This is a genomic window from Falsigemmobacter faecalis (assembly GCF_003863335.1).
Classification (GTDB): domain Bacteria; phylum Pseudomonadota; class Alphaproteobacteria; order Rhodobacterales; family Rhodobacteraceae; genus Wagnerdoeblera; species Wagnerdoeblera faecalis.
Window position 1 is genome coordinate 29,107 of record NZ_RRAZ01000010.1, and the last position, 24,601, is coordinate 53,707.

General features: G+C 62.9%; 21 protein-coding genes. 5 read left to right on the top strand and 16 right to left on the bottom strand.

What is annotated here, in order from left to right; all coding sequences use genetic code 11:
* Positions 1–110: 110 nt before the first annotated feature.
* The 4 genes from EG244_RS08300 to choX are packed head-to-tail and all read right to left on the bottom strand — an operon-like array spanning position 111 to position 4,447.
* Complete coding sequence (locus tag EG244_RS08300; RefSeq protein WP_124964538.1) at positions 111–1,505, bottom strand: helix-turn-helix domain-containing protein; 1,395 nt, start codon at positions 1,503–1,505, stop codon at positions 111–113.
* Positions 1,506–1,552: 47 nt separating this feature from the next.
* Positions 1,553–2,575 carry a quaternary amine ABC transporter ATP-binding protein gene (locus EG244_RS08305; RefSeq protein WP_124964539.1) on the bottom strand — a complete coding sequence of 341 codons (1,023 nt, stop codon included), beginning with the start codon at positions 2,573–2,575 and terminating at the stop codon, positions 1,553–1,555.
* A complete protein-coding gene (gene choW, locus EG244_RS08310) occupies positions 2,575–3,462 on the bottom strand; it encodes a choline ABC transporter permease subunit (RefSeq protein ID WP_124964540.1) in 888 nt (295 codons plus the stop codon). The genes EG244_RS08305 and choW overlap by 1 nt, the downstream gene beginning before the upstream one ends.
* 58 nt (positions 3,463–3,520) lie before the next feature.
* Entirely contained in the window at positions 3,521–4,447 is a 927-nt protein-coding gene (choX, locus tag EG244_RS08315; protein ID WP_124964541.1) for a choline ABC transporter substrate-binding protein, read from the bottom strand.
* 84 nt (positions 4,448–4,531) lie between these two features.
* Between choX and betI the strand changes: the two genes are divergently transcribed.
* Both betI and EG244_RS08325 read left to right on the top strand, forming a co-directional pair.
* Entirely contained in the window at positions 4,532–5,134 is a 603-nt protein-coding gene (gene betI / locus EG244_RS08320) for a transcriptional regulator BetI (protein ID WP_124964542.1), read from the top strand.
* A gap of 41 nt (positions 5,135–5,175) precedes the next feature.
* A complete protein-coding gene (locus EG244_RS08325) occupies positions 5,176–6,390 on the top strand; it encodes a multidrug effflux MFS transporter (protein ID WP_124964543.1) in 1,215 nt (404 codons plus the stop codon).
* On the opposite strand, the gene EG244_RS08330 is transcribed toward EG244_RS08325, so the two are convergent.
* From EG244_RS08330 to EG244_RS08355, 6 genes are all read right to left on the bottom strand, one after another.
* Positions 6,312–7,601 (bottom strand): glycosyltransferase, encoded by a 1,290-nt coding sequence (locus tag EG244_RS08330; protein ID WP_124964544.1) that lies wholly within the window; start codon positions 7,599–7,601, stop codon positions 6,312–6,314. The genes EG244_RS08325 and EG244_RS08330 overlap by 79 nt on opposite strands.
* Positions 7,602–7,613: 12 nt before the next feature.
* A complete protein-coding gene (locus EG244_RS08335; RefSeq protein ID WP_124964545.1) occupies positions 7,614–9,203 on the bottom strand; it encodes an ABC transporter ATP-binding protein in 1,590 nt (529 codons plus the stop codon).
* Complete coding sequence (locus tag EG244_RS08340) at positions 9,200–10,306, bottom strand: ABC transporter permease (protein ID WP_124964546.1); 1,107 nt, start codon at positions 10,304–10,306, stop codon at positions 9,200–9,202. Before EG244_RS08340 ends, EG244_RS08335 begins: the two co-directional genes overlap by 4 nt.
* A 3-nt stretch (positions 10,307–10,309) precedes the next feature.
* Positions 10,310–11,446 (bottom strand): microcin C ABC transporter permease YejB, encoded by a 1,137-nt coding sequence (locus EG244_RS08345; RefSeq protein ID WP_124964547.1) that lies wholly within the window; start codon positions 11,444–11,446, stop codon positions 10,310–10,312.
* A gap of 6 nt (positions 11,447–11,452) precedes the next feature.
* A complete protein-coding gene (locus tag EG244_RS08350; protein ID WP_124964548.1) occupies positions 11,453–13,309 on the bottom strand; it encodes an extracellular solute-binding protein in 1,857 nt (618 codons plus the stop codon).
* A 162-nt stretch (positions 13,310–13,471) separates the two neighbouring features.
* Positions 13,472–13,999, bottom strand: coding sequence for a c-type cytochrome (locus EG244_RS08355; protein ID WP_124964549.1), 528 nt, complete (start codon positions 13,997–13,999; stop codon positions 13,472–13,474).
* Between the two features lie 119 nt (positions 14,000–14,118).
* On the opposite strand from EG244_RS08355, the gene EG244_RS08360 reads away from it, so the two are divergent.
* Entirely contained in the window at positions 14,119–14,955 is an 837-nt protein-coding gene (locus EG244_RS08360; protein WP_124964550.1) for a prephenate dehydratase, read from the top strand.
* 221 nt (positions 14,956–15,176) lie between these two features.
* Here EG244_RS08360 and EG244_RS08365 read toward each other — a convergent pair whose 3' ends face one another.
* The gene (locus EG244_RS08365) at positions 15,177–15,575 is read right to left on the bottom strand and encodes a baeRF12 domain-containing protein (RefSeq protein WP_124964551.1); all 399 of its coding nucleotides are present in this window, start codon (positions 15,573–15,575) and stop codon (positions 15,177–15,179) included.
* A 234-nt stretch (positions 15,576–15,809) separates the two neighbouring features.
* On the opposite strand from EG244_RS08365, the gene pheT reads away from it, so the two are divergent.
* Both pheT and EG244_RS08375 read left to right on the top strand, forming a co-directional pair.
* A complete protein-coding gene (gene pheT / locus EG244_RS08370; RefSeq protein WP_124964552.1) occupies positions 15,810–18,227 on the top strand; it encodes a phenylalanine--tRNA ligase subunit beta in 2,418 nt (805 codons plus the stop codon).
* A gap of 235 nt (positions 18,228–18,462) precedes the next feature.
* A complete protein-coding gene (locus EG244_RS08375) occupies positions 18,463–19,509 on the top strand; it encodes a polysaccharide biosynthesis/export family protein (RefSeq protein WP_158617276.1) in 1,047 nt (348 codons plus the stop codon).
* A 97-nt stretch (positions 19,510–19,606) separates the two neighbouring features.
* Here the strand turns inward: EG244_RS08375 and EG244_RS08380 are convergent, their stop codons facing one another.
* From EG244_RS08380 to EG244_RS08400, 5 genes are all read right to left on the bottom strand, one after another.
* Positions 19,607–20,116, bottom strand: a complete 510-nt coding sequence (locus EG244_RS08380; protein WP_124964554.1) for a CarD family transcriptional regulator — start codon at positions 20,114–20,116, stop codon at positions 19,607–19,609.
* Between the two features lie 245 nt (positions 20,117–20,361).
* Positions 20,362–20,700 carry a ferredoxin FdxA gene (fdxA, locus tag EG244_RS08385; protein ID WP_124964555.1) on the bottom strand — a complete coding sequence of 113 codons (339 nt, stop codon included), beginning with the start codon at positions 20,698–20,700 and terminating at the stop codon, positions 20,362–20,364.
* 53 nt (positions 20,701–20,753) lie between these two features.
* Positions 20,754–21,062 carry an RNA-binding S4 domain-containing protein gene (locus EG244_RS08390; RefSeq protein WP_124964556.1) on the bottom strand — a complete coding sequence of 103 codons (309 nt, stop codon included), beginning with the start codon at positions 21,060–21,062 and terminating at the stop codon, positions 20,754–20,756.
* A gap of 7 nt (positions 21,063–21,069) precedes the next feature.
* A complete protein-coding gene (locus tag EG244_RS08395) occupies positions 21,070–23,973 on the bottom strand; it encodes a helicase-related protein (RefSeq protein WP_124964557.1) in 2,904 nt (967 codons plus the stop codon).
* 12 nt (positions 23,974–23,985) lie between these two features.
* Positions 23,986–24,537, bottom strand: coding sequence for a tetratricopeptide repeat protein (locus EG244_RS08400; protein WP_124964558.1), 552 nt, complete (start codon positions 24,535–24,537; stop codon positions 23,986–23,988).
* Positions 24,538–24,601: the final 64 nt, after the last annotated feature.

Consider the following 24,601-nt stretch of genomic DNA (forward strand, 5'->3'; position numbering starts at 1 on the left):
CTCTTTTTACCTTTTTTAAAAGGGGAAAGATAACACAACCGCGTGGGTTCTGCGGGGAGCCGCCGCTTTTCTTTCCGCACCGCAGCGAAAAGCCGCCGCAGCCCGCCGGTTCAGGGCGCAATGCCGTAAGGAAGCACCCCGCGCCGGTCGGGATCCACAACCAGACGGCGCTCCAGCGGGGGCACCGAGCGCTGGTGACAATCGGGCCGCTCGCAGATGCGGCAGGAGATGCCGATCGGCTCGAATCGTCCTGAAAGATCAAGGCCATCGCAATAGACCACCTGGGCCGCATGGCTGATCTCACAGCCCAGCCCGATCGCAAAACGGCGCACGGGGGCCGAGAAACTTCCACCCGATTTCGTCACATCGCGGGCGAGCGAGAGATAGCGCACCCCATCCGGTGTCTCGGCCAGCTGGCGCAGAAACCGCCCGGGCGTCTCAAAGGCCTGATGCACGTTCCAAAGCGGACAGGCGCCGCCAAACCGCGCAAACTGCAGCCGCGTTGCCGAGTGACGCTTGGTGATGGTCCCCGCCTGATCCACCCGCACGAAGAAGAACGGAATGCCCTTCATGCCGGGGCGCTGCAGGGTCGAAAGGCGGTGCGCCACCTGCTCAATCGAGGCCTGAAAGTGATCGGCCAGCCGCTCCAGATCATGGCGCATCTCCCGCGCCGCGGTGAGAAAGGCGGTATAGGGCAGATGCGCGGCCCCGGCGAAATAATTCGCAAGGCCGATTTTGGCGATGCCCCGCGCCTCGGGCGTCTGAAAGCGCGCCAGATCCAGCATGGCCTCCAGCAGGTCATCCTGGGTCAGCAGCGCCAGCTGATGCAGCAGCTGAAAGCGCCGCGTGGCTTCGGGCGCGCGGGCGGCAATGGTCAGGCGGCGGGTTTCCGGGTCATAGGCCCGCACCAATGCGCTTTCGCGGATCTCCAGCGTGATGCCGTGTTTCGCCAGCGCCTCTGCGACCACGGCCACCAGATCACGCCCCTCGGCCGCCCTGGCGAAGCGCTCCGCAGCACGGTCGACGGCATCGATGTAATTGTCGCAATAGTGGAAAAAGTCCCGGACCTCTTCCCAGGGCGAGGGGGTCGCGTGGCGGTCTTCGCGCCCGAGCGCCTCATCCAGAGAGGCCAGCCGCTCATGCGCCTGACGGTAAGCGCGGTGCAGATCCAGCAGCGCCCGCGCCACCGCCGGGGCATTGGAGGCCACCAGCCGCAGATCGGCCTGCGCCGGCACACCGGAGGTGAAGACCGGATCCGACAGCGCCTCGCGCAGATCAGAGTGCAGCCGTTCGGTATCGCCGGTGGTCAGTTCGGTGACATCAAAGCCGAACTCCTGCGCCAGCCGCAGCACCACCCCCGCCGAGACCGGGCGGTGGTTGTGCTCCATCTGGTTGAGATAGGGCAGCGAGATCCCGAGCTTCTCAGCAAAAGCCTTTTGCGACAGGGCCATACGGCTGCGCATCTCGCGCAGCTTGGCCCCGGCATAGAGTTTCTGAACCGCCATTCCGCCCCCCTTTGCAAATCCCGCGACAGGATTTGCAAAGGCAAGTCTTAGGCAGCCCGCGCCAGCCTTGCAAGCACGGCCCGCGGGCTGACCGCGCCGATCAGCGCCCCGCCCTGGATGACCGGAACCGGGTTCTCCGCGCTCAGAAGGCGGTCCATGACCTTGCGGATCGGGGTCGCGCCTTCCAGCGGAGTGCCCTCCCCCGCCAGACCCGGCTCCGCCAGATCGCGGGCGCAAAGCACATCAAGCGGGTTCATGTGGGAGACAAATTCCGCCACCCCCGGCGTTGCCGGATCCGCAACAATCTCAGCCGCGGTGCCGACCTGCACCAGGCGGCCCCCCTCCATCAGAGCGATGCGGTTGCCCATGCGAAACGCCTCATCAAGGTCGTGGCTGACGAAAATCATCGTCCGCTTCAGCCGCGCCTGCAGCTCCAGCAGCTCATCCTGAAGGCGGCTGCGAATGAGCGGATCAAGCGCCGAAAAGGGCTCATCCAGCAGCAAAAGCGGCGCGTCAGACACAAAGGCCCGCGCCAGACCCACGCGCTGCTGCATCCCGCCCGACAGGTCGCTGACCTTGCGGTCCGCCCAGTCGGCAAGACCCACAAGCGCAAGCTGGGCGCGCACTTTATCGCGCCGCGCAGCCTCCGGAACGCCCGCGACCTCCAGGCCGAAGGCCACGTTTTCCGTTACGCTGCGCCAGGGCAGCAGGCCGAACTGCTGAAACACCATCGACACGCTTTCGCGCCGGATCGACCGCAGATCCGCGCCCCCCGCGCGGCTGACCGCGGCCAGAGTGCCGCGGTGGCGCAGACGCACCTCACCGCGCGCGACCGGCAATAGCCCGTTCACCGCGCGCAGAAGCGTCGACTTGCCCGAGCCGGAAAGTCCCATAAGAACAAGGATCTCGCCCTCCTGCACCGTCAGGCTGACGTCATGCACGCCCACCACCGCACCGGTGCGGGATTTGATCTCTTCGCGCGAGTGCCCCTGATCCATCAGGGCCAGCGCCTCTGCCTGCTGATCGCCGAAGACCACCGAGACGCGGTCGAATTCCACCACCGGTTTCATCACTTCGCTCCTGTACGCAGCATGCGGTCGAGCACGATGGCCACGACCACAATGATCAGCCCGGCCTCAAAGCCAAGCGCGGTATTCACGGTATTCAGCGCGCGCACCACCGGCACACCAAGGCCGTTGGCCCCGACCAGAGCCGCAATCACCACCATCGACAGCGAGAGCATGATGGTCTGATTGAGCCCCGCCATGATCTGCGGCCAGGCCGAAGGCAACTCCACTTTGCGCAGTTTCTGCCAGGGGCTGGAGCCAAAGGCCTCTGCCGCCTCCAGCAGGGCGGGCGGGGTGGAGACCACCCCCAGCCGCGTCAGCCGGATCGGCGCGGGCAGCACAAAGACCACCGTGGCGATCAGACCCGGCACCATGCCAAGGCCGAAAAACACAATAGCCGGAATAAGATAGACGAAGGTCGGCAGCGTCTGCATCAGATCCAGAACCGGCGCCATCACGCGGTAAAGCTTTGGCCGATGCGCCGCCGCAATCCCCAGCGGCACGCCGATCGCCATACAGACCACGCAGGCCGACAGGATCAGCGTCAGACTTTCCGCCGTGGCCTTCCAATAGCCCTGGTTCAGGATAAACAGGAAGCCGGCGGCCACCAGCAGACAGGGCTTCCAGCTGCGCTGCAGCGCATAAGTCAGCCCCACAAAGACCGCGATCACCAGCAGCGGATGCCAGGCCGCCGGGTAAAGCGGCTCATAAGCGCCGGAAAAAGGCTGCGCATCCGGCGGCAGCGTCAGGCAGGCAAGGATGACCGCGATCATGCCTTCGAGGGCTGCGGAGATGGCGTCAAACACCCCCGTCAGATTGTCCGTCATCCAGTCGAAGACCGTCTTGGCGGTCTTACCGACAGGAATTTTCGTTCCGGTGATCCAGTCCATCGCATCCGTTCCCGTCAGCACACAGGCGGCGGCAGACCGCCGCCTGAGGCCGGTCGCATCAGTTCAGTGCAGCCGCCACAGCGGCCTTGGCATCGCCACCATCTTTGGTGGTCACGCCGTCGAGCCAGGCCTCCCAGGCGGTGGGATTGGCTTTCAGCCAGGCCTTCGCCGCGTCACGGCTTTCGGTGCCCTCGTTCAGGATCGCACCCATAATTTCGTTTTCCATCGCGAGCGTAAATTCCAGATTTTGCAGGAGCTTACCGGTATTCGGGCATTCCGCCACATAGCCCTTGCGCGTGGTGGTGTCGACCACGGCACCGCCGAAGTCGGGGCCGAAATGCGCATCCCCGCCGGTGAGATAGGTCAGCGCCATATTGGCATTCATCGGATGGGGCTCCCAGCCGAGAAACACAATCGGCTTGCCGGATTTCGTGGCGCGCGCGGCTTCGGCCACCATGCCCTGCTCTGAGCTTTCGACGATCTCAAAGCCTTTCAGACCAAAGGCATCGCCCTCCAGCATCTCCAGAATGATGCGGTTGCCGTCATTGCCCGGCTCAATGCCGTAGATTTTGCCGTTCAGCGCGTCTTTATGCGCCGCGATATCTGCAAAGTCTTTAATTCCAAGCGCCGCGCCCGCCTCATTGACGGCGAGCGTGTATTTCGCGCCGGTCAGATTGGTGCGCACCACGTCAATCTCGCCCTTGTCGCGGTAGGGGCCAAGATCGGCTTCCATCGTCGGCATCCAGGCGCCGAGATAGACATCCAGATCGCCCTTCGCCAGACCCGCGAAGGTCACCGGCAGCGCCAGAACCTTGGTCTCGGTCTCATAGCCAAGCGCCTCAAGAATCACGCTCGCCGAGGCGGTGGTTGCCGCAATATCCGTCCAACCCGGCTCTGAGAGCACGATTTTATCGCAGCTGGCCGCAAAAGCAGGCGCAGAGACGCCGATCAGGGCAGTGGCAAGCATCAGGCGGCGCAGGGTCATGAGAAATCTCCGGGTCGTTTTAGTTGATTGACGAGTCAATAAAGATGTGGCTATCTGGTCTGGGCGATTCTGCAGGAGATGCCGATGCCCAGGCTCGGGATGGAGCCTATACGAAAGGCTGCACTGGTGAAAGCCGCGATCGAAGAGATCGGGGCGTCGTCCACTTTGGATGTGACCGTCAGCCAGATTGCCCGCCGCGCGGGTGTTTCTTCGGCCCTTGCCCATCATTACTTCGGCTCAAAAGAAGAAATCCTTCTGGCCGCCATGCGCGATGTGCTGACCCAGTATTGCCTTGAGATCCGCGCCGCGCTGCGCGGGGTTCAGGATCCGGCCCGGCGGCTGCGGGTAATTCTGCACACCTCTTTTGGTCCGGAAAATTTCCGTCGTGAGATCATTTCGGCCTGGCTCACCTTTTGGGTTATGGCGCGGGCGGTGCCAAAGGCCCGCCGCCTGCTGACGATCTATGAGCGTCGCCTGCAATCCAATCTGCTCTGCTGTCTGCGCCCGCTCACCGGCCCGCGCGCGCCGGAACTGGCCACCGCCACCGGCGCGCTGATCGACGGGGTCTATCTGCGCACCGCGCTGAGTGGCGATTTGCCGGACGGAAACGCCGCCGTTTCCCTGATAGAGAACATGATCTTCGCCCCCGCAGCCGGGCGCGAAGGGATTTCAACAGCCGCACTTTGAGATCACTCGACAAGCCCAGTCGCAGGGCGTAGCCATGAGCCATGACTGAGACATCTCGCCCCAAAGCGGTTTTTCTGAACCCCCGGACCCCGCCTCATATCGGCACGCTGATCCTCATGGCGGGGGTCTCGGCGGCGACGATGAACATCTTTCTGCCGAACCTTTCGGCGGTGGCCGAGCATTACAATGCCACGCCCGCCCAGGCGCAGCTGACGGTCTCGCTTTATCTGGCGGTCAGCGGGGTGATGCAGCTGGTGATTGGTCCGCTGGCTGATCGCTATGGCCGCCGTCCGATCCTGCTGGTCAGCGCGGTGATCTTCATTATCGCCTCTGTGGCGGCCTCTTTCGCGCCGACCATGGGGACCTTCCTGCTGTTCCGGATGCTGCAGGCGGTCATCGCCTCTGCAATCGTGCTCAGTCGGGCGATTGTGCGCGATATGGTGCCCGCAGATCAGGCGGCTTCCATGATTGGCTATGTGACCATGGCCATGTCGCTGGTGCCGATGCTGGCTCCGACCTTCGGCGGGTTTCTGGGGGAAATTTTCGGCTGGCAGGCGAGCCTTCATGCGCTGTCGCTGCTGGGCTGTGTGGTGTTTTTCCTGATCTGGCGCGATCTGGGCGAGACACTGCAGGTGCGGCAGGCCACAATGGGGGCGCAGCTTCGGGCCTATCCGGTTTTGCTGAAATCGGGCCGCTTTTGGGGCTATGCTGTGGCGGCTGCGGCCACTTCGGGCGCGTTTTTCTGCTTTATGGGCGGCGCGCCGATCATCGGCAGCCGGGTCTATCACCTGGAGCCTTCGAGGCTGGGCCTTTATATGGCGGCCCCCGGAATCGGCTATCTGATCGGAAATTTCCTCTCCGGCCGGCTTTCGGGGCGGATTGGCGTGTTCAAAATGGTGGTAACCGGCAATCTGATCACGCTGTCGGGGGTGTCGCTGATGGTGCTGACATCCCTGATCGGGATCCATTCGCCGCTGACCATTTTTGGCCTGATGCCGCTGGTGGGACTGGGCAACGGGCTGGCGCTGCCCTCGGCCTCAGCGGGAATGATGTCGGTGCGCGCGGATCTGATCGGCTCTGCCTCAGGTCTGGGAAGTGCGCTGACGATCGGCGGCGGAGCGGCGCTTTCGGCGCTGGCAGGCGTGGTGCTGACCGGAGCAACCTCGCCGCTGCCGCTTCAGCTGGTGATGCTGGGCTCTGCACTGCTTGGGGTTCTGGCGCTGATCTGGCTGCGCGGAGAGCGCGGCGCCGTCTGAGCCTCAACAAATTTCACGATCTGTGGCAGGCAGACCCGCCGCAGATCGTAATGCGCCACCATATGCCCGCGCGCGGCGCGGCGAAGCGGCAAAGCAGCCGCCGGATTGGCAAGCGCCTCGGTCAGGGCCGCACTCCAGCCTGCGACATCGAAAAAATCCACCAGCCGCCCCGTCACGCCATCGGTGACAAACTCCCGCACCGGGGCCGTGTCGGAGGCGACGACCAAAGCCCCCGCGGCCATCGCCTCAGCCATCGACCAGCTGAGCACGAAGGGGTAGGTCAGATAGGCGTGGACCCGGGTGATCTGCATCAGTCGCAGGAAGTCCGCATAGGGCAGCCTGCCGGTAAAATGCACCCGCGTGAGGTCAATCCGGCCCTCAAGCTCACGCAGCAGAACCTCTTTCCAGCTGCCCTGCGGCGGAGCGGCGCCATAGGAGGTGCCCTCCCCTCCCACGATCACGACCCGCGCTTCGGGCCGCGCCGCCAGCACGGCAGGCAAAGCGCGGGCAAAGATGTGCCAGCCGCGATACGGCTCAAGGTTGCGGTTCACAAAGCTTAACACCTCATCCCCGGCGCGCAGAGGCCTGCCGTCAGGCAGGGTCAGCCTGGCCGTTCCATCCGGGCGCACGAGGTCAGTATCCACGCCATCAAAGCCGACCTCAATCAACGACCTCAGCGCGGGCGGGAAGGTCGAGGCCTGCCACTGCGTCGGGGCCAGAGCGGCATCCGCCCCCAGAAGCGCGGTCGCCAGATGAGTGCGGCGGGCCTCTGTGACGATGGCGCGTTCAAAATCAGGGCGGCTCTCAAACTCGGAGTCAAAGCCCGTATCCGCGCCCTCAGACTGATAGAAAAACTCGGCATAGATCAGCAGCCGCGCTTCGGGCCAGACGGTTTTCAGAAAAAGTGTCTCGCCCCAGCCGGAGTGGCCAAAGATCACATCGGGCACAAAGCCGTGCCGGTCGCGCAGAGCCCGCGCAGCCCGTGCCACCGCCACCCCGCGATCCGATGCCTCGGTATAGGCCCGGCCCAGACGACAGGCGACGGGATCCGGCGCCTCCGCGGGGGCGTGGTAGCGCACCACACGAACCGGAGAGGCGCGGGTGTTGACCGCATCGGTCAGCGCCAGAACCTGGTGGCCGCGGCGCTGCAATTCAGGCGCAAGGTGAAGGAACTGGCCGGGGAAGTTCTGATGAACAAACAGAATTTTCACCGCAGCGCGCCCTTATCCCAAAGCAGCCGCGATGAGAGCACGGGTGTAATCCGCGCCCGGGCGCTCAAAGATGGCCTCTGCCGTGCCCTCTTCCACCACATCGCCGGCCCGCATGACCATGATGCGGTGCGACATCGCCCGCACCACCCGCAGATCGTGGCTGATGAACAGATAGGCCAGACCATAGCGCGCCTGCAGGCTGCGCAGCAGATCGACGATCTGCACCTGCACCGTCATATCCAGAGCCGATGTCGGCTCATCGAGCACCATGACCGAGGGGCGCAGCACCATGGCCCTGGCGATCGCGATGCGCTGGCGCTGCCCGCCGGAAAATTCATGTGGATAGCGGCTGGCCATGGCGGGATCGAGGCCCACTTCGCGCAGGATTTCAGCCACCACCTCCTCGGCTTTGCGCCCATCGGGCACGCCGTGAACGCCCAGTCCTTCGGCGATGATCTGCCCCACCGTCATGCGCGGCGACAGACTGCCGAAGGGGTCCTGGAACACGATCTGCATCTGGCGGCGCAACGGGCGCAGAGCCTCTTCAGACAGCCCCTGAATCTCACGACCCAGCACCACGATTGGCCCTTCAGACCGGATCAGCCGCAGGATTGCCAGTGCCAGAGTGGTTTTACCTGAACCAGATTCGCCAACAATCCCAAGAGTTTCCCCGGCACGCAGCCGGATCGTCGCTTCATTCACCGCTTTCACATGGCCCACCGTCCGGCGCAGGAAGCCTTTGGTGATCGGGAACCAGACGCGCAGCCCTTCGGTCGACAGCACATCCGGCGCATCTGCGGCCAGGGGCGCCGGCGCGCCCGAGGGCTCTGCGGCAAGCAGCTTTTGCGTATAGGGATGCTGCGGATTGGCCATCACCTCAGCCGTCGGGCCCTGCTCAACGATCACGCCTTTTTCCATCACGCAGACCCGATCCGCGATGCGGCGCACCACATTCAGATCATGGGTGATAAAGAGCATGCTCAGCCCCTCAGTGCGCTTCAGATCGGCCAGAAGCTCCAGGATCTGCGCCTGAATCGTCACATCAAGCGCCGTCGTCGGCTCATCCGCGATCAGCAGCTCCGGGCCATTGGCCAGTGCCATGGCGATCATCACGCGCTGCCGCTGCCCGCCGGAAAGCTGGTGGGGATAGGCCGAAACTCGGCTCTCAGGATCCCGGATCCCGACCTTGGTCAGAAGCTCCAGCACCCTTGCGCGGGCGGCATCACCGCGCAGGCCCTGGTGCAGGGCCAGTGCCTCGGCAATCTGGCGCTCAATACTGTGGAGCGGGTTCAGCGAGGTCATCGGCTCCTGAAAAATGAAGCTGATTTCATTGCCGCGCAACTTGCGCAGAACTTCCGGCGAAGCCCCCGCCATCTCAGCCCCGCGCCAGCGGATTGAGCCTGCAACACCCGCGCTGTCGGGCAAAAGCCCAACCGCTGCCAGCGAACTCACCGATTTACCCGAACCTGATTCCCCCACCAGAGCTACGGTTTCACCCCGGCCCACGGCAAAGCTGACGCCGCGGACGGCCTGCACAAGACGCCCGTCCTGGCGAAACGAGACGGTCAGGTTTTCGATCTGCAACAGAGCCGGATCCGTCATCGGAACGTCTTTCGGGGATCAAACGCATCACGCACACCTTCAAAGATGAACACCAGAAGGCTGAGCATGAGAGCAAATGTAAAAAATGCGGTAAACGCGAGCCAGGGGGCCTGAAGATTTTGCTTGGCCTGCAAGGTCAGCTCACCAAGGCTGGGCGCCGAAGCCGGAAGGCCAAAGCCCAGAAAATCAAGGCCCGCCAGCCCCGCGATGGTGCCGGTGACCACAAAGGGCAGCATGGTAACGGTCGCCACCATGGCATTCGGCAGCACGTGGCGGAACATGATGGTGCGGTCGCGCACGCCCAGGGCGCGGGCCGCGCGGACATATTCAAAGTTGCGCGCGCGCAGGAACTCAGCCCGCACGACGCCCACCAGCGCGGTCCAGCCAAACAGCGTCATCAACCCGGCCAGAAGCCAGAAGTTCATCGGCCAGATCGCGGCCACGATGATGATGATGTAAAGCGACGGAACCGAGCCCCAAAGCTCGATAAGCCGTTGAAACAAAAGGTCCAGCCAGCCACCGAAATAGCCCTGGACGGCCCCCGCAGTGATGCCGACGACCGAAGTTGCCACCGTCACCAGCAGCGCGAAAGCCACGCTGAGGCGGAAGCCGTAAATCACCCGGGCCAGCACGTCGCGGGCGGTGTTGTCCGTCCCCAGCCAGTGCTGCGCATCGGGCGCCGAGGGCGCGGGTTTACCAAGGTCAGAGATCGTATTGTAGCTAAAGGGGATCGGCGGCCAGATTGCCCAGCCAGGCTCAATGGCCTGCCCCTCAATGCGCCCGGATTTTGCCGCCTCCATCGCCTCTTCGGGGGCATCGAGGCAAAGCTCTGCCCCGCCGGTGGCGATCAGGCACTGCACCTCCGGGTCACGCCAGACGGCCTCGGTGGCGAAATCGCCGCCGAAATCACGCTCAGAATAAAAGGTGGTGATCGGCACGCGATATTCGCCGCGGAATTTGATCAGCAGCGGCTTATCATTCGCAATCACTTCGGCAAAAAGCGACAGCGCGAAAAGCGTGGTAAACAGGATCAGCGACCAGAATGCCCGGCGATTGGCCCGGAAATTGCGCCAGCGGCGCTGGTTGAGCGGGGAAAGTGCCATGTCTTACCCCCGGCTCTCAAAGTCGATGCGCGGATCGACCCAGACATACATGAGATCCGACAAAATGCCGACGACCAGGCCAATCAGGCCAAAGACAAACAGAGTGCCGAAAATCACCGGGTAATCCCGGGCGACCGCCGCTTCAAAGCCCATTCGGCCCAGACCATCAAGCGAGAAGATCGTCTCAATAATCAGCGAGGCGCCGAAGAAAACCGAGAGAAACAGCCCCGGAAAACCCGCAATCACAATCAGCATGGCATTGCGAAACACATGACCATAAAGCACGCGGCTTTCGGTCAGCCCCTTGGCGCGGGCCGTCATGACATATTGCTTGCGCATCTCATCGAGGAAGGAGTTTTTCGTCAGCAAAGTCAGCGTGGCAAAGCTTGCGATCAGCGAGGACAGCACCGGCAGCGTGATATGCCAGAGATAATCTTTGATTTTGCCAAAGACACTCAGGCTTTCCCAATTGTCAGAGGTCAGCCCGCGCAGCGGGAACCACTGATAATAAGACCCCCCCGCAAAAACCACGATCAGCAGAATGGCGAAGAGAAAGCCCGGAATCGCATAGGCCATGATAATGATCCCCGAAGTCCAGGTATCAAAGGCCGTGCCATCTTTGACCGCTTTGCGAATCCCCAGCGGAATGGAGATCAGATAGGCAATCAGCGTGGACCAAAGCCCAAGGCTGATCGACACCGGCATCTTTTCCAGCACCAGATCCACCACGGAAATCGAGCGGAAATAGCTCTCGCCGAAATCGAAGCTTAAATAGCGGCCCATCATGATAAAGAAGCGCTCCCACATCGGAATGGCTTCTTTCACGCAGGAACTGGCGGTCGGATCGGCCTCTGTCGGCCCACAGACCATGCGGGCAAAGCCGAACTGCACTTCCAGCTTATCGAGGAACTCCGGCGGCAGACCACGCGCGCCCTGATAGCCTGAGCCTTCCGCCCCCGCCCCGGGCGCGTCACCGCCACCCGCGATATTGCGGAAGACATCGCCCTGCCCCTCAAGGCGGGCAGTGATCTGATCGAACGGACCGCCCGGCACCAGCTGGGTCAGGAAAAAGTTGATCAGCATGATCCCGAAGAGCGTCGGGATCACCAGCGCCAGACGACGTAACAGATAACCGGCCATTGATCCTTACCGCAGCGCTCCGGCAGCCTTCACGGCCGCCGCCTTTTCGGCATCATACCACCAGAAGTCGAGTTCGCCACGCGAGAAGGGCGGAAGCACCTCGGGGTGGCCGAAGACATCGTAATAGGCCACGGTGTGATTGGCCTTAAACCATTGTGGCACCCAGAAATATTCCCGGCGCAGCACACGGTCGAGCGCGCGGGTGCGGGTCTCCATCTCTTCGCGGGTGGTCGCGGCGATAACCAGATCGATCAGCCGGTCGGCCGCCTTGCTTTTCAGCCCCATCAGGTTGAAAGCTGAAACATCCGCCGTCTCTGAGCCGAAGAACTGCTTCAGCTCGGCCCCCGGGATCAGCGAGGCGCGGGCATTTCCCACAACCATATCAAAGTCATAGCTGGGCGGGCGCTGCCGCGCTTCCAGCTGGGCATTGTCGATGCGGGTCATGCTGGCATCGATCCCCGCACGGCGCAGGTTCTCCACAAAAGGCAGGATCACCCGGTCAAAGGTCTGGCTGTCATTCAGAATGTCGAGCTTCAGCACCTCGCCCTTCGCATTGCGCCGGATGCCATCCGCCCCCGCCACCCAGCCCGCCTCTTCCAGAAGGGCCGAGGCCTGGCGCAGATTGCCGCGATCCAGCTGCCGCGCACCAGAGACCGGGGCCATCACGGCCTCATCGGTGAGAATCCCGGCGGGCAAAAGCCCCTCATCGACCAGGGGCTTCAGAACCTCCACCTCCTGCGGGGAAGGCGTGCCGGTGGCCTCCAGAACCGAGTTTTCCCAGACCGAGTTTACCCGTTCATAAAGTCCGTAGAACAGCGTCTCGTTGGACCACTCGAAATTGAACATCAGCCCCACGGCCTGACGCACGCGGGGGTCCTGAAACTTTCCCCGCCGCAGGTTCAGCAAAAACCCCTGCCCCGAGGCTTTGGTGCCTGAGGGGATTTCCACCTTCTTCACCGCACCGCTGGTCACCGCCGGGAAGTCATAGCCCGTGGCCCAGGTGATCGAGGAGGCCTCATCGCGGAAAGTGTAGTTTCCCGCCTTAAAGCCCTCAAAGGCAGCATTGTAATCGGCGTAATATTCGATCCGGATGCGATCAAAATTGCTGCGGCCTATGTTGATCGGCAGATCCGCCCCCCAATAATCGGGGTTACGCTTATAGGTCAGGGTCTTACCCATCTCCATCCGGTCAAGAACATAAGGGCCGGAGCCAAGGAAGGGCTTCGTGCTGCCCTCCTCCAGGTCACCGCCTGCGGCTTCATACTGCGCTTTGGACAGCACCGGCAGACCGCCCACGGTCTGCGGCAGATCGCGGGTCGGGAAGCCTGCCTTGAAGGTGAATTTCACCCGATGCGGACCGAGGACTTCCACGCCTTCGACCTGCTGCGCCAGCACGGTGCGAAAATCCGTCAGGCCCTTGGTCAGGAAAAGGTCATAGGAAAAGGCCACATCTTCGGCGGTCAGCGGCGTGCCATCTGAGAAGACCGCAGCTTCGCGCAGGTTAAAGATCACCCAGTCGCGCCCGGGGGGATATTCGAGGCTCTCGCAGAGCAGGCAATATTCGGCCCCCGTCTCATCGGCCACGCCGGTCAGAAGAGATTCGTAAAACACCGATGACAGCGCACCTGCCCGGCCTTTGACCGAATAGGGGTTCATCGAATCAAAACCGCCAAAGGCCCAGATCGAGATCTCGCCGCCTTTGGGAGCCTCGGGGTTTACGTAGTCGAGATGGGTAAAATCGGCCGGATATTTCAGATCGCCAAAGGTCGAAATGCCATGGCCGACCAGCACCTCGGCGCGCAGTGGCAGCGTGCTGAGCAAAAGCCCCGCCAGAACAAGTGATCCCCGCCGGAAGATGCCCATTCGCGCTGCTCCTGATTTTTTCAGCCTTTGAAAGACCCTAACCCCTGGCGGCAAGGCTTCTCAAGCAGCGATTGCAGGACGGGCGGACACAAATGCGAAAGCAAAACGCCGCCTCTGTGACAGAGGCGGCGTCTTTGGGAAATCCCGATGGCTCAGGGGCAATCAGCCGCCGGTGACCGTCGAGAGATATTTGATCAGGTTCGCGCGCTCTTCGGCTTTCGGCAGGCCTGCGAAGGACATTTTGTTGCCCGGCGCATAGGCACGCGGGTTGGTCAGGAACTTATCAAGGTTCTCTGGCGACCACGGCTCTGCGGCCATGCCCTTCAGAGCGTCCGAGTAGTTGAACCCGGCGACCGTGGCTTTCAGACGTTCCACAACACCATCAAGGTGGGGGCCGGTGCCGTTGCTGCCGTCAAGTTTGTGGCAGGCGCGGCATTTTGCGAAAACTTTCTCGCCGGCTGCCGGATCGGCGGCAGCGTAAAGATCCGCAAAGGCCGGACCTTCTTCGGCGGCCGCTGCCGGAGCGTCTGCGCCGGTGTCGATCTTATAGCCCTGCACATGCTCATCGGCACCGTGCTTATCACCACCGGTGGTATAGAGCGCAGAGGCGGCCCAGCTTCCCAGAAGGAACACCAGAAGCGACCCGCAAAGCGCACCGCCGGCCTTGGTCACTGTCATCGTGTCAAACATTCTGGCTTCTCCGCTTGGCTTTCCCTTGAAGGGCCTATACCCGCTTCCCCCCTCCCGTTTCAAGGTGTAGACGCGCTGAGGGCCGGAGGCTTGACGAAATTTTGGCAGGGATGACACGGATGAGCGGGCGGATAGCATTTCAGGGCGAACTCGGCGCCTATTCCCACGAGGCCTGCCGCCGCGCGCGCCCGGGGATGGAGGTGCTTCCCTGCCACACCTTCCAGGACGCGATTGATATGGTCCGCCGGGGCGATGCGGATCTTGCGATGCTGCCGGTTGAGAACTCAACCTATGGCCGCGTCGCCGATATGCACAGCCTGCTGCCCGAAAGCGGCCTCTTCATCATTGATGAGGCTTTCGTGCGGGTGGAGATCGCGCTTTCGGCCCTGCCCGGCACCAAACTCTCCGAGATCCGCAGGGCGATGAGCCACACGGTCCTGCTGGGCCAGTGCCGCAAATTCCTGCGCGAACATAATATCTCAACCCTTACCGGATTTGATACCGCAGGCTCGGCGAAGGCCGTGGCCGCGCAAAGCGACCGCAGTCTTGCGGCGCTGTCTCCGGCGCTGGCGGCTGAGCTATATGGCCTTGAGATTCTCGCCAGCGGCATCGAGGATCAGTCCAACAACACCACCCGCTTTGTGGTGATGTCGCCCGAGCGCGACCTGACCCGCCGTGGCTCGGGCAGGATGATGACCACCTTCATCTTCCAGGTCCGCAACATCCCGGCTGCGCTTTACAAAGCCATGGGCGGTTTTGCGACCAATGGCGTGAACATGACGCGGCTTGAAAGCTATATGGTTGGCGGCAATTTCACCGCGACCGCCTTCCTTGCCGATATTGAGGGCCATCCCGATGACCCCAATGTCGCCCGCGCGCTCGAAGAGATCCGCTATTTCGCAAGCCGCTTTGAGGTTCTGGGCGTCTACCCCGCGAACCGCCCCACTGCCGATTAAGCGCAACAGGGGCTAAGCCCCCATTTCCATCGCTCAGATACGCCAAACCCGTCCGGCTCACACGGTCCGGCGGGTTTTTGCGCCCCGCCCAGGCAAGGGCGGCTTTTCAGCAGGTTTTCGTGACTTCAACCGGCACGGCGCGGGATCGTCCCGCCTGATCCGATGCAAAACACCCGGGCCACCAAAGGCCCGGGCGCCTGCTGATCAGAAGAACCAGGGCCTCAGGCCGCCGAGATCGCCTTTTCGATCTCCACAGTGCTGGCCCCGGTGAGGACCTTATCGATCTCCCCCACCAGCACCTCCTGCAGCTTGCTGTGATAGCTGCGGCGCATCTCGCCAAGACTGCGGGGGGCGGCGATGATCAGAAGGCTCCCGATCCGGCCCTCCAGTACCATGGTGTTCAGCTTATCGACGACGCCTTTGCCAAAAGCATCTTCTTCCATCTGTTTTGCGGCCGGATTGGCGGCGCTGCTGGAGCGGCCGGAGGCTGAATTGCGGTCCTCGCTCTCATGCGGGCGCATCGGCGAGAGGCGCAGATCCCCCGGCTCACCGCCGACTTTAAAGAGGTTGAAAGTCTCGCCATCCACCACGGCGACGACGGTATTGCGCGGCACATCCATATTACTGTCCTGTCACTGTTACAGCCCCGGAAACCCGCAGCGCAGGGACAGGGTTCCCTGCAAGGACCCCGGCGGAGATCGCGGCCCCGGGGATCTCCTGCCCTGCAAAGGGGATTTTCCCCGCAAATCCCCTGCCCCGCGCCCCGCTGCGGCGGCCTGGCCCTTCCCCTTTGCCCGCCTTTGCGCTAATCGCGGCAGGATTCCCGATGAATGCGATGTCCGAGAGGCGCCACGATGAAGTTCACCCTGTCCTGGCTCAGAGACCACCTGGAGACCGAGGCCCCGCTCGAGACGCTGCTCGATGCGCTGACGGACCTTGGCCATGAGGTGGAAGAGGTCGAAGATCCGGCCAAGAAACTGGGTGCCTTCCGCATCTGCCGCGTGATCGAGGCAAAACAGCACCCCGATGCCGACCGCCTGCGCGTCTGCCGCGTTGCCACCTGGCCGAATGGCCCGGACGGCGCGATGGAGGAAGTCCAGGTTGTCTGCGGCGCGCCCAACGCGCGTACCGGTCTTGTGGGCGTCTTTGCCCCGGTCGGCGCTTATGTTCCGGGCACGGATCTGCTGCTGAAGCCCGGCTCGATCCGCGGCGTTGAATCGATGGGCATGCTCTGCTCTGAGCGTGAGCTGGAACTCTCGGACGAGCACAACGGCATCATTGATCTGCCCGAAGATGCCCCCGTTGGCCTGCGCTTCATCGACTACAAGGGTCTCAATGACCCGATGATCTATATCAAAGTCACGCCGAACCGCCCCGATGCGCTTGGCGTGCGCGGCATTGCGCGGGATCTTGCGGCCCGTGGCCTTGGCAAACTGAAGCCGCTGGTCATTGCGGCCATCGCGGGCAAAGCCCCCGCCGGCATCAAAGTGACCATCGCGGAGGAGCTGAAGGCCAAAAAAGCGCCGATCTTCGCCGGTCGCGTGATCCGTGGCGTGAAGAACGGCCCCTCGCCGGAGTGGCTGCAGGCCCGCCTGAAGGCCATCGGCCTGCGTCCGATCTCGGCGCTGGTGGATATCACCAACTTCTTCACCTTCGACCTGAACCGCCCGCTGCATGTCTTTGATGCGGATGTGGTGAAGGGCGATCTGACCGTGCGCTTCGCCCGTGAGGGCGAGGAGCTTCTGGCGCTCGACGGCAAGACCTATGCGCTGAAGCCCGAAATGATGGTCATCGCCGATGACAACGGCCCGGAATCGCTGGCCGGTGTGATGGGCGGCGAGCATTCGGGCTGCACCGAAGGCACCGTCAATGTCTTCCTCGAATCAGCCTATTGGGATCCGATCACCATCGCCGCCACCGGTCGTGCGCTGAAAATCAACTCGGATGCCCGCTACCGCTTTGAGCGCGGGATCGACCCGACCTTCACGCTGGAAGGGCTGGATGCGGCAACGCGCATGGTGCTCGATCTCTGCGGCGGTGAACCCTCGGATCTGGTCATCGACGGCGCGATCCCGGATGTGGCACGCGCATACCGCTTTGATGCGGGCCGCGTCGGCAAGCTGGTCGGCCTTGAGATCTCTGAGGACGAGCAGCGCAACACCCTGACCGCGCTTGGCTTTACCTTCGACGGTGACATGGTCACCCCGCCCGGCTGGCGTCCTGATGTTCTGGGCGAAGCGGATCTGGTAGAAGAGGTCGCCCGCGTCAAATCGCTGTCGGACCTTGAGGGCAAACCGATGCCGCGCCAGAAGCCCGGCGTTCCGGCCCCGGTACTGACGCCCGTGCAGACGCGCGAGCGCACCACCCGCCGCACGCTGGCCTCGCTCGGCTATAACGAATGCATCACCTATAGCTTCATCGACCAGAAATCGGCCGAAGCCTTTGGCGGTGGTCAGGATGCGGTGAAGATCGAGAACCCGATCTCGTCGGAAATGACCCATATGCGCCCCGATCTGCTGCCGGGTCTGCTGGCAGCGGCTGCCCGCAACCAGGCACGCGGCTTTATGGATCTGGCGCTCTTTGAGGTCGGCCCGGTCTTTTCGGGCGGTGAACCGGGTGAGCAGCAGGTGATTGCAACCGGCCTGCTGATCGGTCATTCCGCCCCGCGCGATCCCTGGGGCAGCCGTCGTCCGGTCGATATTTTTGACGCCAGGGCTGATGCTGAAGCGGTTCTGGCAGCGATCGGTGCTCCGGCCCGCGTCCAGATCACCCGCAAGGTTGCCGCCTGGTGGCACCCTGGCCGGTCGGGCAATATCGCGCTCGGGCCCAATACGCTTGCGACCTTTGGCGAGCTGCATCCGCGCGTGCTGCGCGAAGCAGGGATCAAAGGCGCGGCCGTTGCCTTTACGGTGATTCTGCCCGCCATCCCGCAGCCCAAGGCGAAAACCACCTCGCGCCCGGCGCTGGCGATCTCGGATCTGCAGGCGGTTGAGCGGGATTTCGCCTTTGTGGTCGATACCTCGGTCGAGGCGCTGACCCTGGTGAACGCGGCGCTTGGCGCGGATAAGGTGCTGATTGAAACCGTGCGCGTCTTCGATCAGTTCACCGGCGAGAAGGCTGAGGCGCAAATGGGCCCGGGCAAAAAGTCGATCGCGCTGAGCGTTCGCCTGCAGCCGGGCGATAAGACCCTGACCGACAAAGATATTGAGGCCGTCTCGGCCAAAATCGTCGAGAAAGTCAGCAAAGCCTCGGGCGGTGCTTTGCGCGGCTGAGGCTGCGACAGAGCCGAAAATCTGACGGGCGGTCCTTCGGGGCCGCCCTTTTTCATGTCTTAACCAAATGTCACATCTGACACGCAGACTTGTTGACCTGTTCACAACTGCTTGTATGGTGAATTGATTATACCACCGTATTTTCCTTAAGGTTCGGGGCAGGATGTATCGTCTAATCGTCGCTTTGATGCTTGCCACACTGCCCGCCGCCTGCAGCCTCCCCCGGGGCGCTGCCATGCAAAGCGAAATCCTTCGCGGCTCAGCAGAAGAGACCCGCGATTTCCAGCTGATCCCGATCAGCCGCGCGAATGTCGCAGCCGTTCGCCACTGGCCGGCACCGCCCGGTGCGGGGCGGCCCTGGCGGGCCTGGCCTTCGGGCGCGATGCGCTCGGCCGATCCCATCGCCATCGCGCCGGGTGATCAGATCGACATCTCGGTCTACGACACCGAAGAGAACTCGCTTCTGACCGGTGCGGGTGAGCGGGTGAGCAGCCTTCAGCAATTGGTCGTGACCTCGGACGGCAGCGTTTTCCTGCCCTATTCGGGCCGGATCAAAGTCTCGGGCCTCTCGGCTGAGACCGCCCGTGAGCGGGTGCAGGAGGCGCTGACGCCCTCGCTGCCCTCGGCGCAGGTGCTGCTACAGCATCGGCCCGGACGGCGGAACACCGTTGAAATCCTTGGCTCGGTCGGCGCCCCTGGCAGCTACCCGCTGCCGGATCGCGGCTTCTCGGCCCTCTCGCTTCTGAGTGTGGCGGGCGGTGCCACGGCAGAGATGCGCAACCCGGTGATGCGGCTGATGCGCGGGGGCGTCGGCTACGGCATTCCGCTGCGCAGCCTTTATGACCAGCCCCTGCGCGATCTTTCGCTGCGCGGCGGCGACCGGCTGATCGTCGAGGAAGATCACCGCCAGTTCCTGGCGCTCGGCGCGACCGGGGTGCAGAACGCGATCCCCTTCCCGCGCGACAGAGTCAGTGCGCTGGATGCGGTGACGCTTATGGGCGGCATTGCGCCGTCGCGTGCGGATCCCAAGGGCGTGCTGATCCTGCGCGACTACGGTGCCAATCAGGTGCGCAGCGACGGGCGCGGACCCGACCGGCAGCGGGTGATCTTTGCGGTCGATCTGACCACTTCAGACGGGCTGTTCTCGGCGCGGAATTTCACCATCGCGGATGGCGATGTGGTGCTGGCAACCGAATCTCCGATCAGCAATACCCGCACGATCTTCTCGCTTGTGGGCCAGGTCTTTGGCGTCTTTACCAGCGCAGGCAGCATCGGCGATTAAGGTGAACCTGTCCTGACCCATCAGGACAGGGGCCCCGAACCCAAAGCAAAAGGCCGCAGCAAAGCTGCGGCCTTTGTTCTTTGCGAAGGTCTTCGCGTCAGGCAGCGCGGCCGACCAGAACTTCGTCGACTTTCTTTTGCGCACCGGCTTCATCGACACCCGAGACGGCGGCGACTTCGCGGGTCAGACGCTCAAGCGCGGCTTCATAAAGCTGACGCTCAGAATAGCTCTGCTCGCGCTGGTCATCGGCGCGGTGCAGGTCGCGCACGACCTCAGCAATCGCCATCAGATCACCGGAGTTGATCTTTTGTTCATACTCCTGCGCACGACGGGACCACATCGCGCGCTTCACACGGGCTTTACCCTTCAGGGTCTCAAGCGCCTTGTTCACCACATCGGGGCTCGAGAGCGAGCGCATGCCGATTTCAGTGGCGCGGTTGGTCGGAACCCGCAGCGTCATCTTGTCCTTTTCGAACGAGATTACGAACAGTTCCAGCGACATCCCGGCAATCACCTGCTCTTCGATCGACAGGATTTTGCCAACACCGTGGGCCGGATAGACCACGAAATCATTGGGGCGGAACTCGGGCTTCTTCGTCTTGGTCATTCAGCTTTTTCCTCGCACAGGACCCGTTTCGACAAAAAAGATCCACGCCGAAGGGTTACTTCGGGCGGCAGATCGCTTTTCATCGGAAAGCCGCCCCTGATGTGGGGCGGATGGCAGGCTTCCAGATTCCCAGTAACGATCTTATAACACGAATCAGGCACGATTCCAACTGCGGTGGTTTTGACGCCACCTGCAGGCCTGTGCCTCAGCTTAATCCGTTCATAAAATCTTTGTTCCAGGCCGCCTCAGTTACCGGGGCCTGCCGCTTCAGAGAAATAGGTCTCAAGCTTGCCGGTCTCGCCGTCACGGGCCTCAGCCTCAGGCAGCGGGTCTTTGCGAACGGTCAGCACAGGCCAGAGTTCGGCATATTTGCGGTTCAGCTCAACCCAGGTCTCCATCGCCGGCTCGGTGTCCGGGCGGATCGCATCGGCGGGGCATTCCGGCTCACAGACACCGCAGTCGATGCATTCATCCGGATGGATGACCAGCATGTTCTCGCCTTCGTAGAAGCAGTCGACCGGGCAGACTTCCACGCAGTCGGTATATTTGCAGGCGATGCAGTTGTCGGTCACGACATAGGTCATCAGAAGCCTCCGGCGTCAGTTTTCGCGAGGCACAGGTAGGCCAGTCACGCGGATCATTCAATGGGAACTGCGACGCCTGGTCCTGCGTCACGTTCAACCGCATCAAGATCTGCGTAAAGGCCCTGTGCCTCTGGGGCAGGACCGCGCCGGTCTCCGGGCGCAAGGACGCGGATCAGACGGATCCGGCTCCCTTGGGCGAAGGTCAGCACGTCACCCGGCTTCACGCACTGGGCCGGGCGGGTGACGGGCTGCCCGTTCAGACGGACAGCCCCCTTTTCAACCAGAGAGGCCGACAGGCTGCGGCTTTTGAAAAACCGCGCCTGCCAGAGCCATTTGTCCATCCGGATTGCGCCGGGGACCATGGGAACCTCAGGACTTGGTCTTCAGCGCCGCAAGCACCGCGAAGGGGCTGTCGGGATCGGCCTTGGCTTCACGCGGCGGACGCGATTCGAACTTGCGGGCACCCTCGTCGCGCTTGCCGTCAAACTTGCCGCCCTTACGGTCGCCGCCTTTGAAGTTCGGCTTGCCGCCTTTGCGCTCGCCACGGCCTTCGCCGTCACGACGCTCACCCTGCGGGCGCGGAGCACGCTCACCGGCGGGCTTATCGCCTGCCGCAGCCTGACCATCGCGACGCGGGCCACGCGGACCTGCACCTTCACGGCCGCCACCTTCACGGCGCGGACCACGATCACCACGCGGACGCGGAGCCCAGACAAAAGTGTAGAACACTTCGTTCTCAGCCGGAGCCGCTTCGGCTGCAGCTTCTGCCACAGCTTCAACCGGTGCTTCTGCAGCGGCTTCTGCCGGGGCCGCTTCTGCCTCAGCCGGAGCGGCCTCAGCAACGGCCTCTGCGGCAGTCCCGGCTTCCACCGCTGCCGGGGCAGCCGCTTCAGCGCGGACCTTGGCGCGCTCACCCTTCTCACCGCGGTAGCCAAGGCCACCCATGAGATCGGCGAACTGCTCCAGCGTCAGGCCGGTGATCGAGAGCATATCTGCGCTGGCTTCAAAGCCTGCGCGGCTGTCTTTGGCGCGCAGAAGATCAGCCAGACGCTCCAGCATATCGATGCGGATCGCGCGGGCACCGGCAGTGCGGTAGCCTGCCAGCGAATAATGCAGCGACGGAATGCCTTCGACCGACGGAATGGTCACGAGGCCCGGGGGCGGGCTTTCGGGGAATTCCGACAGACCTTCCCAAAGCGACCACAGCACCAGACGCAGACGCGTCGGCGCGGGCTTCAGCAGTGCGGGCAGGAAGATCGTATACTGACCAAAGCGCACACCATGCTTACGCAGCACCGAGCGGGCTTCCTGGTCAAGCTGTTTGACCTCTTCGGCCACGACTTCGCGCGGCAGAATGCCCATGCCTTCCACCAGACGGAACGCGAAGCCACGGGCCAGACCCGTCAGCGTTTCGTCGTTCTTCAGCGTGTTCAGCGGCTCAAAGAGCGCGGTGACTTTGCGGTCAATGAAATGCTGCAGGCGGCGGCGGACTTTGTCTGCCACATCCTGACCGGCGTCTTCATCAACGAAAGCCTCGACCTGCGGGCGCAGGGCATCGGGGCCCTTAACCAGCTTGCCGACCGCGGTCGTACCCCACATCAGCCCGCCCTGTTCGGTATATTCGAACTCGGTATCGGGCGCGTTGTAGAAGCGGTCTGAGCGCAGGCTGAACTCAGGCTTCAGCGCCTCATAAGCCGCCTGACGCAGCGTCCTGGCTTCGTCCTGGCTGCCGGTGCTGTCCTGCTGGAAGCGGAACCCTTCGAGACGGCCGACGAATTCGCCTTCGACCGTCACTTCACCCTTGTCGTTCACCTCGGCCACGAGGCTCTCCTTCTGTTTCAACCGCCGCATCAATACACTTGTACGCCGGTCTACAAATCGCTGAGTCAGCCTTGCGTGCAACGCATCTGACAGGCGGTCTTCTACAGCGCGAGTTTCGTCGCGCCAATGGCTTTCGTCAGCAACCCAGCCTTTGCGCTGAGAAACATAGGTCCAGGTCCGCACAAAGGCGAGACGGCGCGAAATAGTATCAATATCGCCCTCCGTTCGGTCAATACGGTCCAGGTTGGTCTTCATCCAGTCCGAAGGGATGGTCCCGCCGCCTTTGATGAAGTCAAAAATACGCCCCAGAAGGCCTGCATGCTCTGTGGAAGATATGCCACGAAAATCCGGAATGCGGCAAATATCCCACAACAGCCGCACCATGGCGGGGCTGGTCACCGCACGCATCACCTCAGGCGTGGTCGACAGGATCTTCAGCGCGGTGATGTCATCAGCATCCCGCGCGCGGCTGAGCCACTCGTTATCGGTATGCTTTTCAAGGCTCTGCATCAGGCGCGGTACGGTGCCAAATTCCAGCCGCGTGTTGCGCCATGAGAGTTTGCGCACCGGAAGGAACTCATGCTCCTCAATCGCTCTGACCACATCATCGGGCAGCGGGCGTGCCTCTCCGGTCACACCAAAGGTGCCGGGAGAGGTGTGCCGCCCGGCCCGCCCGGCGATCTGCGCCAGCTCCCAGGGGTAAAGCGCGCGCATCCGGTGGCCGTCATATTTCGCCGTAGCCGAGAAGGCGACATGCGAAATATCAAGGTTCAGACCCATGCCGATGGCATCGGTGGCGACCAGATAATCCACATCGCCGTTCTGATACATCTCAACCTGGGCGTTGCGGGTTCTCGGCGACAAAGCGCCCATAACCACCGCGCAGCCGCCCTTGGTCCGGCGAATCAGCTCTGCCACGCCATAGACGTTGTCGACCGAAAACCCGACGATGGCCGAGCGCGTCGGCATCCGGCTGATCTTTTTCGACCCCGCCCAGGACAGTTCCGACAGCCGCGGGCGCGAAATGAACTGACACCCCGGCACCAGCGCCGCGATCGCCGGGCGCATGGTGTCAGAGCCAAGGAAAAGCGTGTCCTTCAACCCGCGGGCGTTCAGCAGCCGGTCGGTGAACACATGGCCGCGGTCGGGATCGGCGCAAAGCTGGATTTCATCGATCACCACGATATCGGCGCCGATCTCAACCGGCATGGCCTCAGTGGTGCAGACCCAATAGGCCGCGCGTTCGGGCACGATCCGCTCTTCGCCGGTGACCAGCGCCACCACCGAGGGGCCGCGCGCCTTCACGATACGATCATAGACCTCGCGCGCCAGCAGGCGCAGCGGCAGTCCGATCACCCCGGTTCGGTGGGCCAGCATCCGCTCGATCGCGTAATGCGTCTTGCCGGTGTTCGTCGGCCCCAGGACCGCCGTCACCCTTGCGTTCTCGCGCATTCACGCCTCTCTTCAGATTTTCTGCCCGCTCAGCGCGTCATCGAGCCGCTGAGCGGCCTTTTTTACGTCGTCCTGGCGGGGATGTATAGCAAGCGCGGCGCGGTAAGCCTGCAGCGCTTTGGCCTTCTGCCCGGTCTCTTCGAGAATGGCCCCGATCCCGGCCAGAGCCACGAAATTCTGCGGGTTCAGCTCCAGCGCGCGCTGAAGATCGGCGACGGCGGGCCCATAGCGCCCGGACCGGAAATAAGCCGAGGCCCGCAGGTTATACCCCTCAGCAAACTCCGGCGCATGATCGGTCAGCGCGGTCAGATGGCCGATGGCTTTGTCATAATCCCCCTCCGCCAGCGCATCACGGCCCCGCTTCAGCAGCAGATCCAGCGCGGCGGATCCGGATTTCGACCATTCCTCAATGAGTTGACGCTCGGTTCGCCGCCAGCCCTCATTCTCAGGGCGGGCCAGATCCCCCAGCAGAACCTCGGCCCGGGTCTGTGCGAAAACCACCCCGCCCGGAAGGGTCAGGGCTGCCGCCACGGCAAGGTTGAGTATGGCAAAAGCGCGCTTCATGATAGAAGAGTAATACCGCCCGCGCCGGATACAAAGCCCGCGCAATCACAATCGGGAGAGAAAC

Coding starts and splice junctions, on each gene's coding strand:
- EG244_RS08300 (WP_124964538.1), bottom strand. CDS start 1,505: ATGGCGGTTCAGAAACTCTATGCCGGGGCCAAGCTGCGCGAGATGCGC.
- EG244_RS08305 (WP_124964539.1), bottom strand. CDS start 2,575: ATGAAACCGGTGGTGGAATTCGACCGCGTCTCGGTGGTCTTCGGCGAT.
- choW (WP_124964540.1), bottom strand. CDS start 3,462: ATGGACTGGATCACCGGAACGAAAATTCCTGTCGGTAAGACCGCCAAG.
- choX (WP_124964541.1), bottom strand. CDS start 4,447: ATGACCCTGCGCCGCCTGATGCTTGCCACTGCCCTGATCGGCGTCTCT.
- betI (WP_124964542.1), top strand. CDS start 4,532: ATGCCCAGGCTCGGGATGGAGCCTATACGAAAGGCTGCACTGGTGAAA.
- EG244_RS08325 (WP_124964543.1), top strand. CDS start 5,176: ATGACTGAGACATCTCGCCCCAAAGCGGTTTTTCTGAACCCCCGGACC.
- EG244_RS08335 (WP_124964545.1), bottom strand. CDS start 9,203: ATGACGGATCCGGCTCTGTTGCAGATCGAAAACCTGACCGTCTCGTTT.
- EG244_RS08340 (WP_124964546.1), bottom strand. CDS start 10,306: ATGGCACTTTCCCCGCTCAACCAGCGCCGCTGGCGCAATTTCCGGGCC.
- EG244_RS08345 (WP_124964547.1), bottom strand. CDS start 11,446: ATGGCCGGTTATCTGTTACGTCGTCTGGCGCTGGTGATCCCGACGCTC.
- EG244_RS08350 (WP_124964548.1), bottom strand. CDS start 13,309: ATGGGCATCTTCCGGCGGGGATCACTTGTTCTGGCGGGGCTTTTGCTC.
- EG244_RS08355 (WP_124964549.1), bottom strand. CDS start 13,999: ATGTTTGACACGATGACAGTGACCAAGGCCGGCGGTGCGCTTTGCGGG.
- EG244_RS08360 (WP_124964550.1), top strand. CDS start 14,119: ATGAGCGGGCGGATAGCATTTCAGGGCGAACTCGGCGCCTATTCCCAC.
- EG244_RS08365 (WP_124964551.1), bottom strand. CDS start 15,575: ATGGATGTGCCGCGCAATACCGTCGTCGCCGTGGTGGATGGCGAGACT.
- pheT (WP_124964552.1), top strand. CDS start 15,810: ATGAAGTTCACCCTGTCCTGGCTCAGAGACCACCTGGAGACCGAGGCC.
- EG244_RS08375 (WP_158617276.1), top strand. CDS start 18,463: ATGCAAAGCGAAATCCTTCGCGGCTCAGCAGAAGAGACCCGCGATTTC.
- EG244_RS08380 (WP_124964554.1), bottom strand. CDS start 20,116: ATGACCAAGACGAAGAAGCCCGAGTTCCGCCCCAATGATTTCGTGGTC.
- fdxA (WP_124964555.1), bottom strand. CDS start 20,700: ATGACCTATGTCGTGACCGACAACTGCATCGCCTGCAAATATACCGAC.
- EG244_RS08390 (WP_124964556.1), bottom strand. CDS start 21,062: ATGGTCCCCGGCGCAATCCGGATGGACAAATGGCTCTGGCAGGCGCGG.
- EG244_RS08395 (WP_124964557.1), bottom strand. CDS start 23,973: ATGCGCGAGAACGCAAGGGTGACGGCGGTCCTGGGGCCGACGAACACC.
- EG244_RS08400 (WP_124964558.1), bottom strand. CDS start 24,537: ATGAAGCGCGCTTTTGCCATACTCAACCTTGCCGTGGCGGCAGCCCTG.